Origin of the sequence: Kitasatospora sp. NBC_01246 (genome assembly GCF_036226505.1) — a bacterium.
In the GTDB taxonomy this organism is placed as follows: domain Bacteria; phylum Actinomycetota; class Actinomycetes; order Streptomycetales; family Streptomycetaceae; genus Kitasatospora.
Genome location: NZ_CP108484.1, coordinates 2,024,583 through 2,038,133, shown reverse-complemented (window position 1 = coordinate 2,038,133; position 13,551 = coordinate 2,024,583). Strand labels below are relative to the sequence as shown.

The following is a 13,551-nucleotide window of genomic DNA, read 5'->3' as shown; positions in this document are numbered from 1 at the left end:
GCGGACGGCCGCCTGGAGGCAGGCCGGGCCGCGGAAGGTGCCGAACCACCAGCAGGGGGAGAGGCGTTCGGCGCGGTCCGGCTACGGGCCCTCGATGCCGACGACGGTGCCGAACGGGTCGCGCAGCTGGGCGATCCGGCGGCCCGGTGCGATCGTCAGCGGCCCGCGGTGGTGCGCGCAGCCTGCCGCCAACAGCCGTTCACGGACCTGGTCGAGGTCGTCCACGCCCCAGTGCACGACCGGGCTGGCGCCCCGGCGATTGCGCTCGTCATCGGCGGGGTGGAACCCGACCTCGACCCCGGCGATCTCCACCCAGGCGAGACGGACCCGGTGTCACTGACGTCCGTGGTCACGGGCACGTCCAGGAACTCATCCCACCAGCGGGCCGACGCCTCGGGGTCGAGCGCGAAGGTCATCACGGTGGTGACGCTCTTGAACACCGAACACCTCCAGAGGTGTCGTCCGCCAACCTGCCGGAATCGGCACTGTCGCCTCGGGCGCGTCCGCGTCGCGGCCGGTCGTGGGCGGCCGGTCGTAGCGGCTCCGGCGGTCCGGTCGCGCGGCCGGAAGCCCACCGTGCCGTGCGTCCGGTCGTCGGTATGGGGTTGGGGGTTGCCCGGGTCGCTGGTTAGCGTGGCAGGTATGACTGAGCATCCGGGAGCCGCTGACTGGCGCGCGGTGAATCGCGCCAACTGGGACGAGCGCGTCCCGATCCACACCTCAGGGGCGTTCTACGACGTGCCCGGCTTCGTCGCCGGCCAGGACCCGCTGCGGGACTTCGAGCTCGCCGAGGTCGGCGACGTCACCGGGAGGACGCTGGTCCACCTGCAGTGCCACATCGGCCTGGACACGCTGGCGTGGGCCCGGCGGGGCGCCACGGTCACCGGGCTGGACTTCTCGGCGCCGGCCGTGGCCGAGGCCGAGGGGATCGCCAAGGAGATCGGCGCGGCCACGGCCCGCTTCGTCACCGCCGATGTGTACGACGCCGTCGAGGTGCTCGACGGCCGCACGTTCGACATCGTCTACACCGGGCTGGGCGCGCTGTGCTGGCTCCCCGACATCGACCGGTGGGCCCGGACGGCGGCGGCGCTGGTCGCCCCGGGCGGCTTCCTCTACCTGGCCGAGTTCCACCCGTTCGCCGACATCCTGGCGGAGGACGGCCGGACCGTCGAGGCGGACTACTTCCGGCGCGACCCGATGGTCTGGGACGAGCCCGGCACCTATGCCGACCTGAGCGCGGCGACCACCGCCAACGTGACGATCGAGTGGCAGCACGGGATCGGCGAGGTGCTCAGCGCCCTGGTGGCGGTCGGCCTGCGGGTGGAGTTCCTGCACGAGCACGACTTCACGCTGTTCCCCCGCTTCCCCGTCCTGGAGTCGGAGGACGGCGCCTACCGCTATCCGGCCGGGCAGCCGCGCGTGCCGCTGATCTACTCGATCCGCGCGACGAAGCCGGTGTAGCGGGGCCGCCGGCCGGGTTCACTTCTCGTAGGTGCCGCGGGCGACCCGGGTGCTCTGGTCCGCGAGGGTCACGCCATCGGGCTAGCGGAGGAGGGAGCGTTCGCCGGAGGCGCGGTGCAGGCCCTGCCCGGGCGGGCAGGGCCTGGGACCTCTGTCAGGCGGTGAAGTTGGGGGAGTGGGCTTCGATGGCCTTCACGAAGGCGCTCCACTCGGCCTGGTCGAAGGCGAGGTGGGGGCGGGTGAGGTCCTTGTCGTCGCCGAGCCAGACGTCGCCGTTGGGGAAGCGGGCGATGATCACGCAGTCGCCGTTGCCTTCCCCGGAGAACGGGGACTTGACCCAGTCAGCGGTGGCGGGATCGTGGTCATACGGACTGTGCTTCTCGCTCACGTCAGCTCTTCCAACTTGCGCTCAAGGGCGGTGATGGTGTCTTCCGGAGACAGCGCGCACCGCTTGACTCGTGCGAAGGCCCGCTCGGCTCGCCGTACGTCGCGTCCCGTTCTCCGGGGGAGCATACCGCCGATGGCTTCGACGAATACGAAGCCATTTTCGGGGTCGTCGGGGAATCGCATGAGAGTGATGCCCGAGTTCAGGATGCCCTGTCGTCCCGCGCTCAAGGGGACCATTCGCAGGGTGATGTTGGGCTGTCCGGAGACCCTGATCGCGTGCCGAATCTGTTCGACAAGTACCTTCTGGTCACCGGCCACGAGCAGCGCGACCTCGCCGAAGTACGCCTCAAAGCTGAGCGTGGGCGCCTCACTCAGCCGTCGCTGGCGAAGGATGCGAACCTCCGCTCCAGCTTCGACCAACTCCTCGTTGGGCGCGTCCGTTCCGGCGGCGATCATTTCTTTTGCGTAGCCCTCAGTCTGGACGAGTCCGGGGAACCCTGAGGGGAAGTAGTTCTGCATGTGTGAAGCGTCGGCTTCGAGAGCGAGATACTCCGCGAAGGCCGGCGTGATCGCCTCGGCGTAGTCGAGGCTTCGCCACCACTGCTTGGGCGGACCGCTCCCGAGAAGGTTCTCGAAGTAGTCCCGATCCGCACCCGTCACGCCGTAGTAGTCCATGAGCGTTGCCAGGTCATTGGGACCGACAGGTTGGTCTGCCCGTTCCATCTTGCTGAGGCGAGCCGGACTCCAGCCGTCCAGGCCACTCGTCACATCGATGAGGGTCTTGTTGTTCTCCAGCCGCAGGGCGCGCAGCTCGTCGCCGAGCCTGATCTGCCTGATCGCGGACAGGTCCTTGCTCAAGTGGGGCCCCTCCCCTCGGGTGTGGACGACCAGTCTTGCCGGACAGAACCGTTCGACTCAAGCCGTTTCAAGATCCACCGATTTTCTAAGACGTTCTAGTTGCTATTTCGAATCGCCAAGCTCCACACTCAACGTGACCGCACGAACACGCTCCTGACGGGGTGTTGAGATGCGAAGGGGCGAACTATGTCCACTTTGAGCAGACCTGTCCTCCAGACCTGGGAAGCAGCCCTCACCGAGCACGCGGGCTCGGTGCGGACGGCCCGCCATCAGGTCCGTCAACGACTCACCGAGTGGGGGTGGCAGGGCGAACGCGTCGACGATCTCGTCCTGATCACCTCGGAACTCGTCACCAACGCCGTGGTGCACGCCTGCCAGGGCCACGGTGAAGTCCGGATCTACCTCCAGGAGTTCGGCGGCGATTGCCGCCTGGAGGTGTGGGACCCGCGTTACGACCTGCCGCTCCAGGAGCGGCGTCCGCGCCGCTTCAACGAGGGCGGGCGCGGGATCGAGCTGGTCCGGGAGCTGGCCTTCGACTTCGGCGTGGTCGTGCGGCGCGGTGCGGGCAAGCGCGTCTGGGTGCGCGTCCTGCTGGCGGACGCCGATCCTCCTCCCCTTCTCAGGAATTGAGCACCATGCACTGCCGAGCGAAGCACCGCCGCCGTCCCAAGCACCGCCGCCGCATCCTCACCGGACGTGATCACGCCTCGCGCGAAGGTCATCCGGTCCCGCGAGCCGGCTCCGCCGATCGCCCCTCCAACCGCCCCTCGACCGCCGAACTCGTCGCCTTAGCGGTCGTGTTCGCGCTCAGCCTCGGGCTCGCCTTCCTCGCTGCGGCCCTGGTCGGACCCGGTGAGCCCGCCACCGCCCGCGTCGTCTGGTGGACGACCCTCGCCGCCGCCCTGATGCGGGGCGTCACCTGGTCGGACACCCTCCTCGACCGCCGCCACCAGGGGAGGGAGCAGCCCATGGACCCGAGGGGCTCGGGATCGTCTACCCCACCGTGACCAACGTGCCGTTCGCCTGCATGGCGGAGCGCCGGGGCCCGGTCTCCGTACATGTCCAACACGCAGCTGCCCAACCGGGACGCGGCCGTCGTCGTCGCCCGTGACTCCCGAGGCTTGGTCGCCGTACTGACCGCGCCGTTTCCTCCGTGCCGGGCTCCACAGCGCGACTCCAGCTCTTCGAGGCCCGTGGCCTGACCGTCGGCCCGCAGGAGCCGGCGCCCGGTGAGGGCGGGTTCGAGCGGATGTGGTGGTCGATGGCGGACGCCCGCGCCGCCGTCGGCGAGGGGCGGTTGCTCCTCCAGGGTGGCCCGCCGTGCCCTGCTCCTCACGGACCGGTCGCCGGTGGCGGCCGGGGCCGCTCGCCCGGTGTCCGTCACCCTCGGTGAGAGCTGCGGCGGTGGGCCCCGGGGAGGGGCCACCGCAGGGCGGGAACAGCGCTCCGTCACCGTCTCCCGGTCGGGCCACGGTGTTCGGTCCGCTGATCCGACCGGTGCCCACACGGGTGTGTCAGGCTTGTCGGAGAGGGGCTGGAGCACGACCGCGGTCGGGAGGCTCGCGATGGCCGAGATACAGGTGAACGGGGTGTCGCTGTACTACGAGGCCCGGGGTGCCGGGCCGGGCGTGGTGCTGGTCCACGGGTCCTGGAGCGACGCCGACAGCTGGGCGCGGGTGGTGCCCGGGCTGGCCGAGCAGGCCACCGTGGTCGCCTACGACCGGCGCGGGCACAGCCGCAGCGACGACCTGCTCACCCAGGGCTCGGTCCACGAGGACGCGGCCGACCTCGCCGGGCTGATCCAGGGCCTCGGTCTCGCCCCCGTCTTCGTCTGCGGGGACTCCTACGGCTCGCTGATCACGCTGCGCCTCGCCGCCGCCCGCCCGGACCTGGTGCGCGGCGTCGCCGTGCACGAGCCGCCCGGGACGTCGATGCTGCTGGCCGACCCGGACCTGCGGCCCATCGCCACCGCGTTCGCCGGCCGGATCGCCGACGTGCGGGAACTGCTGGAACAGGCGGAGTCGGCGGCCGCGGCGGAGCTGTTCGTGGAGACGCTCGCCTTCGGCCCGGGAGCGTGGGCCCAGCTGCCCGCGCCGATCCGGCACACCTACATCCGCAACGCCCCGACGTACCTGGACGAGCTGCGGGACCCGGACGCGCTGGACCTCGACCTGACCGCGCTGTCCCGTTTCACCGAGCCCGCGCTGCTCACGCAGAGCGATGACAACGCGCCGATTTACGGCGAGGTGCTGGACATGATCGATCTCGTGCTGCCGAAGGCGGAGCGCCACATGTACGCGGGCGCCGGTCACGCTCCGCATCTGTCGCAGCCGGAGGAATGGGTGCGGGTCACCCTCCCGCGCATCCTGGGGTGAGGCGCGCCTGGGGGGCGTGCGCCCGGAGCGCACACGCCCCGTGGCGGCCGCCGGGGGCTGGTTCACCTGGGGGGAGGAAGGATGTTTGCGGCCCCGCCGGAACTCCGTCCCGTGGGTGGGACTCGGCGGAGCGCCTCACGCGGCTCCGGGTGTCCTGCGGGTGGCGACGTTCATCCGGTTCCAGGTGTTGACCGTGAAGATCAGCGCGATGAGCTGGGCCAGCGCCTTCTCGTCGAAGTGCGCGGCCGCCTCGTCGTAGACCGCGTCGGAGACGCCCAGCGGCAGCAGCGTCACCGCCTCGGTGAGGGCGAGCGCCGCGCGCTCCTCGGCGGTGAAGAGGCTGGAGTCCTCCCAGGCGCTCAGCTGGTAGATGCGCTCCTCGCGCTCGCCCGCCCGGCGGGCGTCGCCGGTGTGGTAATCGATGCAGTAGGCACAGTGGTTGAGCTGCGAGGCGCGGATCTGCACGAGTTCGACCAGGACCGGGTCGAGGCCCTGGCGGGAGGCTGCGTCCAGCGCCAGGACGGCCTTGAAGACCTTCGGGGCGACGGCGGAGAGGTTCATGCGCTGGGGGATCTGAACGGGTGTCATGCGTACGAGCCTAGGAGCGGATGCGGCCCGCGAGATGGTGCTTTCCGCAGGGGATTCGGTGGGTCAATTCTGCGCGGAAGTCCCGGCTTCGCCGCCCCGCAGCCGGTCGCGCTGCACTCGGTGGGCCAGGGCGCGGCGCACCGAGGCGGAGGCCATGACGGCCTTCGGTGGACCGGCCGGGGGTGCGGTACGCGCGGCGGGGACGTCCAGGGCCCGGCTGATCGCGTCGTAGGCCGCGCGGTGGCTGCCGGGCAGCCGCTCCCGGTGCACCCGCAGGTCCTCTTCGAGCAGCCGGCGCAGCTCGTCGACGCCCTGGGGGGTGAAGCGCTTGCGGCCCCGGGCGAGTGCGGTGACGTGCCGGGTGCAGTGGGCGCGGTCGTCGAGGGTCTCGGAGACCTCCTCGGCGAGGCCCCAGAGGCGCCCTTCGAGCCAGGGTGTGTCGTGCTGGTCGAGCGAGACGTCCAGCGGGGGGTGCGGCTCGCCGCTCCCGTGCCTGGCCACCTGCTTGGAGACGGCCGGCTGGCTCATCTCGGTGAGCCGGGCGATCCTGCTCTGGCTCCAGCCGAGGCCGACGAGCACCTGGATCATCTCGGTGCGCAGGGTCCGCATCTCCTCACCGGCCCGGATGACCTCGTTCATGCCGGCGATGATCCGCTCGGCCTGGTCCTCGGTCAGGGCCTCGTACGTCGGGTGGGTGTCGCGGTCGCCTGCCATGACTCGGTTATACACCTGCGGCGGCGCTGCCCATAACCGGGTTGTATAACCTGGTTATGAGTGCCATGATCCCTGCCATGCCCACCTACTCCGCACCCGACGGCACCCGACTCGCCTACCGCGTCCACGGGGCCGGCGACCCGCTGCTCTGCATCCCCGGCGGTCCGGCGGACTCCCGCTACCTCGGCGACCTCGGCGGCCTGTCCGCGCACCGGCGGTTGATCGTCCCGGACCTGCGCGGCACCGGCCGGTCCGCCCTCCCGGAGGATCCCGCCTCCTACCGCTGCGACCGCCTGGTCGACGACGTCGAGGCCCTGCGCCGCCACCTCGGACTCGACCGGGTGGACGTGCTCGGCCACTCCGCCGGCGCGAACATCGCCACGCAGTACGCGGCCCGCCACCCGGCGAACGTCCGCAGGCTGGTGCTGGTCGGCCCCGGGACGCGGGCCATCGGCATCGAAATCGACGGGGGGACCCGGCGCGAGGTGGCGCGGCTGCGCAGCGGCGAGCCGTGGTTCCCGGCGGCGTACGCCGCGCTGGAGGCGATCACCGAGGGGACCGGCACCGACTGGGCGGCCGTCGACCCGTTCTTCCACGGGCGGTGGGACGCGGCGGCGCGCCAGGTCCAGGAGGCCGGGCGGCCCGGCAACCCGGAGGCCGTCGCGCGGTTCGCGGCCGACGGCGCCTTCACCCCCGGGGCGACCAGGGCGGCGCTCGCCGCCCTCCCCTCGCCCGCGCTGCTGCTGACCGGGGAGTTCGACCTGAACAGCCCGCCGCGCCCGGTCGCGGAGTTCGCCGCACTGTTCCCCGACGCCGAGCCGGTCGTCCAGCCCGGGGCGGGCCACTACCCGTGGCTGGACGACGCCCACCGGTTCGTGGCGACGGTGGCCGGCTTCCTGGGATGACGGGCCGGCGGGTTGTCCGGGCCGGGCTTTTCCCGGGGTGGCGTCGGCCGGCTTCCCGGGGTGACGGGCCGGCGGGTTGTCCGGGCCGGGTGCGGGCCGGTGCGGGTCAGCGGCAGAGGGCCGTGCGCACCACGTCGTCGACGCGGGACCGGGACGGCTGGTCGGTCAGCTGGACGGTCACCGCCACGTTGGCGGCCCGGCCGTCGGTGGTGACGCCGCCCCGGGTCTCGAACCCGGGGAAGCTGCCGCCGTGACCCCAGTAGACGCCGGGGCCGCACGGCAGCGGCATGCTCACCAGGCCCAGTCCGTAACCGGCGCCGGGGCCGAAGGTCCCCTCGGCGGGAACGGTGTCCTGCATCTGGCGGAGCTGCTCGGGCAGGAGGAGGCGGCCGGGGGTCAGCAGCGCGCTGTAGAAGCGGTTGAGGTCGGAGTTGGTGGAGACCAGCTGACCCGCCGCCCAGCCCCAGGAGGGGTCCATGTCCGTGATGTCGACCAGGGCGCCCGCCTCGTCCCGGTAGTAGCCGTGGGGGTGGGCCTCCCGGATGGTCGCGTCACCGGGGGCGGGGAAGTAGGTGTGGCGCAGACCGAGCGGCTTGATGATGCGCCGATCGATCTCCGTGGCGAGCGACCGGTGGGTGACGCTCTCGACGATCAGGCCGGCCAGCACGTAGTTGGTGTTGCTGTACGCCCAGCCCTTCCCCGGGTCGAAGTCGGCCGGGTGCCGCAGCGCGATGCCGACGAGCTCGCGGGGGTCGTAGTAGCGGACGTCGTCGTCGAGGTACTTGCTGTAGTTGGGGAGTCCGCTGGTGTGCTGGAGGAGCTGGCGGACGGTGATGCCGTTCCCGTCGATGCCCGCCCCGGCACCCTCGCCGCGGACCAGGCCCGGCAGGTAGTCCTCGACCTTGGCGCCGAGGTCGATCCTGTGCTGGCCGACCAGCTGTAGCACGACCGCCGCCGTGAAGGCCTTGGTGTTGCTGCCGATCCGGACCTGTCCGTCGTCGGGCACCTTCGCGCCGGTCGTCACGTCGCCCACCCCCGCGGTGTAGGTGCGGGTGCGGCCGTACCGGTCGGTGACGCTCGCCAGTGCACCGGGAGTGCCGTCCGACTGCAGCAGCGCGGTCAGCCCCTGCTGGACGGCGTCCGGCCGGGACGTCCCGGAGGTCGCGGACGTCCCGGAGGCCGCGGAGGCCGCGGGCGCCGCGAGGAGCCCCATCGCCATGGCGCCCCCGGCGACGGCGGCCGCGGCCCGCAGGGCCCTGCGCCGGCCACCGCCCTGCTGCCGGTCGGAAGAACGGAACCTCTGCGATGCCTGCTCGCGCACGGGGCAACTCCTGGGTGATCGTCGGGAATCCAGCGGTAGGTGCTGGTCCCAGCATGTCCAGGGGCGACCGTCCGGGACGATCCTGCTGTCCGCCCAGGTGAGGGTGGGGCTAACCCCCCGTCATACCGGCCCGATCGGGCAGCGGTGGAGAGGGGGCGGAGGCCAGGTGCGGGGTGGCGGCGTCAGTCGGGCGTGCCGGGCATGGCGGGCTTACCGGGAGTGTCGGGGACGGCGAGGGCATCGGGGACGGTTCGGGTGTCGGGCGTTCCGGGGGTGGCGGCGGCGGTTCCGGTGGGGCTCGGTCTTCTGCACATGAGGGGCTCTCCACGGTTCGACGGCGTGTGCCCGGGACTCTAGTCATGGACGCGTCAGGCCGAAAGGGGGCGTACGGGCGCGCAGCCGCGCGGGCCCCGTGCGCCGGGGCCCGCGCGCCAAGGTGAGGTGGTCAGTCGCCGAGGCTGTCGCGGACGGCCTCGACCAGGCGATCGGCCCGCGCGTCGCCGTGGCCGATCATGCGGTTCGCCGTGTAGGCGAAGCCGATGCCGAACTCGTCGTCACCGAAGGCGAACTGGCCGCCGGCGCCGTCGTTGCCGAAGCTGCGGGCGCCGAGCATCGGCCGGAACGACGGCGAGGGGAGCAGGACCCCCGAGCCCCAGCGGGCGCCCAGGTCGAAGCCCAGGAAGCCGGCGCCGGAGGAGAGTTCACGGACGGCGTCGGTGACGGTCGCCGGGGAGAGCAGTCGCTCGCTCCGCCCGCCCGTGGTGCGCTCGACGCCGGTGACGGCGGCCGCGTACAGGCCGGCCAGACCGGTCGCGGAGGCGACGGCGCCCGCCCCCGGCAGCTCGACGGCGTGCAGCGCCGGGTCGTTCCACCCGCGCGGCTCGTCCAGGCCGGGGAAGACGAGCGCGCCGTTCATCGTCACGATCCGGGTCAGCAGGTGCTCCGGGCCGGGCAGCGGGCGGCGGCCCTCGGCCTCCACCAGCCGCGCCAGGCGGCCGAGTTCGGACGGCGGAAGGCCGAGCCAGGCGGACAGCCCGAGCGGCTCGCCGATGGTCCGGCGGAAGAAGGCGCCCGGGGTGAGGCCGGTGATCCGCCGGACGACCTCGCCGAGCAGGAAGCCGAAGACGTGGCCGTGGTACTCGAAGGTCGTACCCGGCTCCCAGAGCGGCTGCTGCTCCTCGATGGCGCGGACGACGGGCGCCCAGGCGGCGATCTCCTCGAAGGAGAGCGCGGCGTCCAGGGCCGGGAGCCCGGCCCGGTGGCCCAGGACCATCCGGCAGGTGATCGCGTCCTTGTCGTACCGGCCCGTGCGCTTCGGATCGGCGTCCGGGCCCGCGAACTCGGGCCAGTAGCGGCTGACCGGAGCGTCGAGGTCGAGCAGGCCCTGCTGCGCGAGGAGGTGGACCGAGATCGCCACGAGGCCCTTGGCACAGGAGAAGACCGGGACGACGGTGCCGGCCTCCCACGGCCGGCCGGTGCGCTCGTCCGCGACGCCGCCCCACAGCTCGACGACCTTGCGGCCGCCGGCGAACACCGTGACGGCGGAGCCGAGTTCGGGGAAGTCGGCGTAGTTGCGCGCGAAGGCGTCGGCGACCGCCCCGAACCCTTCGTCGGCCCACCCCTGGTGCTGCTGCATCGGTCCGTCCCTCCGTGTGCGACCGCACCCGGCGGCCAAGATCATCGACCGGCCCACGGTACGGCGCGGGGCAGCCCGGCCACGAACGATTTACGGGGGGAGCGGGGGCCGGAACGGGCCTGCTCCGCCCCGGTCCCGCGCCCGTCCTTGGTCACTTGTGGTTACTCGGGAACCGTAGGAGAGTGAGCGCTGACATGGAAGAACGCACTTTCCAGTGACGGGGGAACCTCATGGTGACCAAGCAGTTCGGTGACTCGCCCGAGGAGGCGGACCTCCGGCGGGCGGACTCCCTGGCACGGGAGATCTTCTCGGACGTCGCCAACAAGTGGGCACTCCTGATCATCGAGGCCGTGGGTGAACGCACCCTGCGGTTCAGTGAGTTGCGTGCCGAGGTGGAGGGCGTCAGCCACAAGATGCTGACCCAGAACCTGCGCATGCTGGAGCGCAACGGGCTAGTGGAGCGGCGGGTGTTCCCCGTGGTGCCGCCGCGGGTCGAGTACACCCTCACCGAGCCGGGCCTCGGCCTGCGCGACACCGTCCACCGGATGTGCGACTGGACCCGCCGCAACCTCGACCACATCGAGACCGCACGCAGCCGCTTCGACGCCTGAGGTGTTGCGTCCGGCCTGTGTCGTCCGGCCTGTGTCGTCCGGACTGTGCGGTCCGGACTGTCCCGGCCGGTGCGGTGTTCGACCGGCGCCGGACCCGCCGGACCCGCCGACCCGCCGGACCCGCCGGGCGCCGGACCCGCCGGACCTGCTATCCGGTCGGGGGAATGTGCTGGACAGCGGGGCCGGTGCGGCAGATGGTGGGCAGCATGGAGTTCACCCATCTCGGCCGTACCGGCCTGACCGTCTCCCGACTCTGCCTGGGCACCATGAACTTCGGCCCGCACACCACGGAGTCCGACGCCCACCAGATCATGGACACCGCCCACGAGCGGGGCATCAACTTCTTCGACACCGCCAACTCCTACGGCCGCGACGAGGAGGGCAACCAGAAGGGCCGCACCGAGGAGATCATCGGCAGATGGTTCGCCCAGGGCCGCGGCCGCCGCGAGCGGACGGTGCTCGCCACCAAGGCGTACGCGCCGATGGGCGACTGGCCGAACGAGGGCCGGCTCTCCGCGCTCGCCATCCGCCGCGCCGTCGAGGCCAGCCTGCGCCGCCTGAACACCGACCACATCGACCTATACCAGATGCACCACATCGACCGGGACACGCCCTGGGAGGAGATCTGGCAGGCGATGGAGGTCCTGGTCGCCCAGGGCAAGATCATCTACGTCGGGTCCAGCAACTTCGCCGGCTGGCACATCGCCCAGGCCCAGGAGGCGGCCCGCTCCCGGCACTTCCTCGGCCTGGTCAGCGAGCAGTCCCTCTACAACCTGATCGACCGCACGATCGAGCTGGAGGTCGTCCCCGCCCTCCAGCACTACGGCCTCGGCCTGCTGCCGTGGTCCCCGCTGCGCAGTGGTCTGCTCGGCGGCGTGCTGCGCAAGCTGCGCGAGGGCGCCGCCGTCCGCGGCGCGATGGGCCACGCGAGCGAGGTCCTGGAGGCCAACCGCGAGCGCATCCAGGCCTATGAGGACTTCGCCGCCGAACTCGGCGCCGACCCGGCCGACCTCGCCCTCGCCTGGCTGCTCAGCCGCCCCGTGGTCACCGCGCCGATCATCGGGCCGCGCACCGCCGCCCACCTCGACGCGGCCGTCGCCGCGCTGGACCTCAAGCTCGACCAGAAGACCCTCGACCGCCTGGACGAGATCTTCCCCGGCCACCGCCCCGCCCCGGAGGACTACGCCTGGTAGGACGGGCCGGCCTCCGGCGCGGTGTCACTCGTCCCGTCCCTCTCGTCTCATCCCGCTCGTCGCGCCCTTCGCGCCGTGCCCCGGTCCCGGGCGCGGCGCGAAGGGCTTCGGCGCGGCGCGCACGCGTGGGCCGCGGGCCTTCGGCGTACCCGCCGGTCACCCCGGTGGGCTGTGGTAACACTGGCTGACATGACGGAAAGGCCTGCCGAGCGCAGTAGTTACCACCACGGGTCCCTCCCCGCGGCGCTGGTCGCGGCGGCGCTCGCGCTGCTGGACGAGGAGGGGCAGGCGAAGGTCACCATGCGGGAGGTGGCACGGCGGGCGGGCGTGTCCCCGGGCGCGCCGTTCCGGCACTTCCCCGACCGGCAGGCGCTGCTGACCGAGCTGGCGGACCAGGTGCTGGCCGACTTCGAACGGTGGCAACTGGCCGAGATCCAGCGGAGCGAGGGCCCCGCGATGAAGGCGATGGGGCTGGGGTTCGTCCGCTACACCATCCATCACCCGCACCGGTTCGAGCTGGTCCGCTCCCGGGTGTTCACCGCCGCCCGGCAGCCGGAGCTGCGGGAGCGGCTCGCCGGGATCGACGAGGCGCTCACCGGCTTCATCGTCGCGGACCAGGAGGCGGGCCGGCTGCGCCCCGGGGACCCGGCCCTGGTGGGCCTGGCCGGGCAGGCGCTGGTCTACGGGCTCGCGCAGATGATCGTGGACGGGTACCTGCCGCCGGAGAAGGCGGAGGGGCTGGCGGTGCAGGTGCTGGACACCTTCGGCCAGGGGATCGCCGGCCGGAGCTGACCGAGTGTCAGTTCTGATCATCAACCACCCTTCCAAGTAGCGGATTTGAGGGCACGCGGAGCCTTGACCGGGCTCCCGCTCGCTGATGTAATCGCCGCTTACATAGGTGGAGCAGAGAGCTGGGGGCACACATGTTCGCCAAACCGACTCCGGGATACACCACCGCGGCCGTCACCGGGGACACCGTGGTGCTGCTGATCGGGATGCGCATCAACCGCTTCTGGGCCGTCCACCACTGGATGCCGGTGATGGCGGCGATGTTCCGGATGCTCCACGACCTGGCCAAGGAGCCGGAGCGCGGCCTGCGCGGCCGCATCCTCCTGACCGCCTCGCCGCGGACGTACTACATCGTCCAGTACTGGGAGTCCAAGGAGAAGCTGTACGCCTACGCGTCCGCGCCGGACGCCTTCCACCACAAGGTGTGGGGGATGGTGAACCGCAAGATACGCGCCGGGAAGGTCCGCGGGCACGTGGGGCTCTGGCACGAGACGTACATGGTGCCGGAGGGGTCGTACGAGGCGATCTACTTCGACATGCCGCCGTTCGGGCTGGCCGGGGCGCACGGGTCGCTTCCGTTGGAGAGCCGGGGGCGCCGGGCGTCGGACCGGCTCGCCTACCGCTCGGCGGCGGGGAGCCAGAAGGAGCCGGGGGAGACATCCGGGGGCGGGACGGCGTCCGGGTCGGCGCCGCAGTAGGAGGCCGGGCGACCC

At 72.1% G+C, this 13,551-nt stretch carries 16 protein-coding genes; 9 read left to right on the top strand and 7 right to left on the bottom strand.

Annotated features, from left to right (window positions below; genetic code table 11):
- Nucleotides 1-81 precede the first annotated feature (81 nt).
- The gene (locus OG618_RS08740; RefSeq protein ID WP_329486739.1) at nucleotides 82-312 is read right to left on the bottom strand and encodes a VOC family protein; all 231 of its coding nucleotides are present in this window, start codon (nucleotides 310-312) and stop codon (nucleotides 82-84) included.
- Between the two features lie 330 nt (nucleotides 313-642).
- On the opposite strand from OG618_RS08740, the gene OG618_RS08735 reads away from it, so the two are divergent.
- A complete protein-coding gene (locus OG618_RS08735; protein ID WP_329486738.1) occupies nucleotides 643-1,461 on the top strand; it encodes a class I SAM-dependent methyltransferase in 819 nt (272 codons plus the stop codon).
- 154 nt (nucleotides 1,462-1,615) lie between these two features.
- Here OG618_RS08735 and OG618_RS08730 read toward each other — a convergent pair whose 3' ends face one another.
- Both OG618_RS08730 and OG618_RS08725 read right to left on the bottom strand, forming a co-directional pair.
- Nucleotides 1,616-1,849 (bottom strand): DUF397 domain-containing protein, encoded by a 234-nt coding sequence (locus OG618_RS08730; protein ID WP_329486737.1) that lies wholly within the window; start codon nucleotides 1,847-1,849, stop codon nucleotides 1,616-1,618.
- Entirely contained in the window at nucleotides 1,846-2,706 is an 861-nt protein-coding gene (locus OG618_RS08725; protein ID WP_329486736.1) for a helix-turn-helix domain-containing protein, read from the bottom strand. The genes OG618_RS08730 and OG618_RS08725 overlap by 4 nt, the downstream gene beginning before the upstream one ends.
- Nucleotides 2,707-2,901: 195 nt before the next feature.
- On the opposite strand from OG618_RS08725, the gene OG618_RS08720 reads away from it, so the two are divergent.
- From OG618_RS08720 to OG618_RS08710, 3 genes are all read left to right on the top strand, one after another.
- Nucleotides 2,902-3,336: an ATP-binding protein gene (locus OG618_RS08720; RefSeq protein WP_329486735.1), complete on the top strand. Its 435-nt coding sequence runs from the start codon at nucleotides 2,902-2,904 to the stop codon at nucleotides 3,334-3,336.
- Between the two features lie 167 nt (nucleotides 3,337-3,503).
- Nucleotides 3,504-3,713, top strand: a complete 210-nt coding sequence (locus tag OG618_RS08715; protein WP_329486734.1) for a hypothetical protein — start codon at nucleotides 3,504-3,506, stop codon at nucleotides 3,711-3,713.
- Between the two features lie 558 nt (nucleotides 3,714-4,271).
- Entirely contained in the window at nucleotides 4,272-5,081 is an 810-nt protein-coding gene (locus tag OG618_RS08710) for an alpha/beta fold hydrolase (protein WP_329486733.1), read from the top strand.
- A 135-nt stretch (nucleotides 5,082-5,216) separates the two neighbouring features.
- On the opposite strand, the gene OG618_RS08705 is transcribed toward OG618_RS08710, so the two are convergent.
- Both OG618_RS08705 and OG618_RS08700 read right to left on the bottom strand, forming a co-directional pair.
- Nucleotides 5,217-5,669, bottom strand: a complete 453-nt coding sequence (locus OG618_RS08705) for a carboxymuconolactone decarboxylase family protein (RefSeq protein ID WP_329486732.1) — start codon at nucleotides 5,667-5,669, stop codon at nucleotides 5,217-5,219.
- A gap of 63 nt (nucleotides 5,670-5,732) precedes the next feature.
- Nucleotides 5,733-6,383 carry a sigma-70 family RNA polymerase sigma factor gene (locus OG618_RS08700; protein ID WP_329486731.1) on the bottom strand — a complete coding sequence of 217 codons (651 nt, stop codon included), beginning with the start codon at nucleotides 6,381-6,383 and terminating at the stop codon, nucleotides 5,733-5,735.
- 77 nt (nucleotides 6,384-6,460) lie between these two features.
- Here OG618_RS08700 and OG618_RS08695 point away from each other — a divergent pair, with 77 nt between their 5' ends.
- The gene (locus tag OG618_RS08695) at nucleotides 6,461-7,288 is read left to right on the top strand and encodes an alpha/beta fold hydrolase (protein WP_329486730.1); all 828 of its coding nucleotides are present in this window, start codon (nucleotides 6,461-6,463) and stop codon (nucleotides 7,286-7,288) included.
- Nucleotides 7,289-7,394: 106 nt separating this feature from the next.
- Here the strand turns inward: OG618_RS08695 and OG618_RS08690 are convergent, their stop codons facing one another.
- Together OG618_RS08690 and OG618_RS08685 are read right to left on the bottom strand one after the other, a co-directional pair.
- The gene (locus OG618_RS08690; RefSeq protein WP_329486729.1) at nucleotides 7,395-8,609 is read right to left on the bottom strand and encodes a serine hydrolase domain-containing protein; all 1,215 of its coding nucleotides are present in this window, start codon (nucleotides 8,607-8,609) and stop codon (nucleotides 7,395-7,397) included.
- 445 nt (nucleotides 8,610-9,054) lie between these two features.
- Entirely contained in the window at nucleotides 9,055-10,245 is a 1,191-nt protein-coding gene (locus tag OG618_RS08685; protein ID WP_329486728.1) for a serine hydrolase domain-containing protein, read from the bottom strand.
- Between the two features lie 230 nt (nucleotides 10,246-10,475).
- Here OG618_RS08685 and OG618_RS08680 point away from each other — a divergent pair, with 230 nt between their 5' ends.
- The 4 genes from OG618_RS08680 (at nucleotide 10,476) to OG618_RS08665 (ending at nucleotide 13,536) form a co-directional block, all read left to right on the top strand.
- Nucleotides 10,476-10,856, top strand: coding sequence for a winged helix-turn-helix transcriptional regulator (locus OG618_RS08680; RefSeq protein WP_329486727.1), 381 nt, complete (start codon nucleotides 10,476-10,478; stop codon nucleotides 10,854-10,856).
- A gap of 206 nt (nucleotides 10,857-11,062) precedes the next feature.
- Nucleotides 11,063-12,049 (top strand): aldo/keto reductase, encoded by a 987-nt coding sequence (locus OG618_RS08675; protein ID WP_329486726.1) that lies wholly within the window; start codon nucleotides 11,063-11,065, stop codon nucleotides 12,047-12,049.
- Nucleotides 12,050-12,238: 189 nt separating this feature from the next.
- Nucleotides 12,239-12,841, top strand: coding sequence for a TetR/AcrR family transcriptional regulator (locus OG618_RS08670; RefSeq protein ID WP_329486725.1), 603 nt, complete (start codon nucleotides 12,239-12,241; stop codon nucleotides 12,839-12,841).
- 131 nt (nucleotides 12,842-12,972) lie between these two features.
- Nucleotides 12,973-13,536, top strand: a complete 564-nt coding sequence (locus OG618_RS08665; protein WP_329486723.1) for a DUF4188 domain-containing protein — start codon at nucleotides 12,973-12,975, stop codon at nucleotides 13,534-13,536.
- Nucleotides 13,537-13,551: the final 15 nt, after the last annotated feature.

Excerpts from the sequence above, each read along its gene's own strand:
- OG618_RS08710 (WP_329486733.1), top strand. The coding sequence starts at position 4,272 with ATGGCCGAGATACAGGTGAACGGGGTGTCGCTGTACTACGAGGCCCGG.
- OG618_RS08700 (WP_329486731.1), bottom strand. The coding sequence starts at position 6,383 with ATGGCAGGCGACCGCGACACCCACCCGACGTACGAGGCCCTGACCGAG.
- OG618_RS08665 (WP_329486723.1), top strand. The coding sequence starts at position 12,973 with ATGTTCGCCAAACCGACTCCGGGATACACCACCGCGGCCGTCACCGGG.
- OG618_RS08695 (WP_329486730.1), top strand. The coding sequence starts at position 6,461 with ATGCCCACCTACTCCGCACCCGACGGCACCCGACTCGCCTACCGCGTC.
- OG618_RS08735 (WP_329486738.1), top strand. The coding sequence starts at position 643 with ATGACTGAGCATCCGGGAGCCGCTGACTGGCGCGCGGTGAATCGCGCC.
- OG618_RS08685 (WP_329486728.1), bottom strand. The coding sequence starts at position 10,245 with ATGCAGCAGCACCAGGGGTGGGCCGACGAAGGGTTCGGGGCGGTCGCC.
- OG618_RS08680 (WP_329486727.1), top strand. The coding sequence starts at position 10,476 with ATGGTGACCAAGCAGTTCGGTGACTCGCCCGAGGAGGCGGACCTCCGG.
- OG618_RS08675 (WP_329486726.1), top strand. The coding sequence starts at position 11,063 with ATGGAGTTCACCCATCTCGGCCGTACCGGCCTGACCGTCTCCCGACTC.
- OG618_RS08670 (WP_329486725.1), top strand. The coding sequence starts at position 12,239 with ATGACGGAAAGGCCTGCCGAGCGCAGTAGTTACCACCACGGGTCCCTC.
- OG618_RS08705 (WP_329486732.1), bottom strand. The coding sequence starts at position 5,669 with ATGACACCCGTTCAGATCCCCCAGCGCATGAACCTCTCCGCCGTCGCC.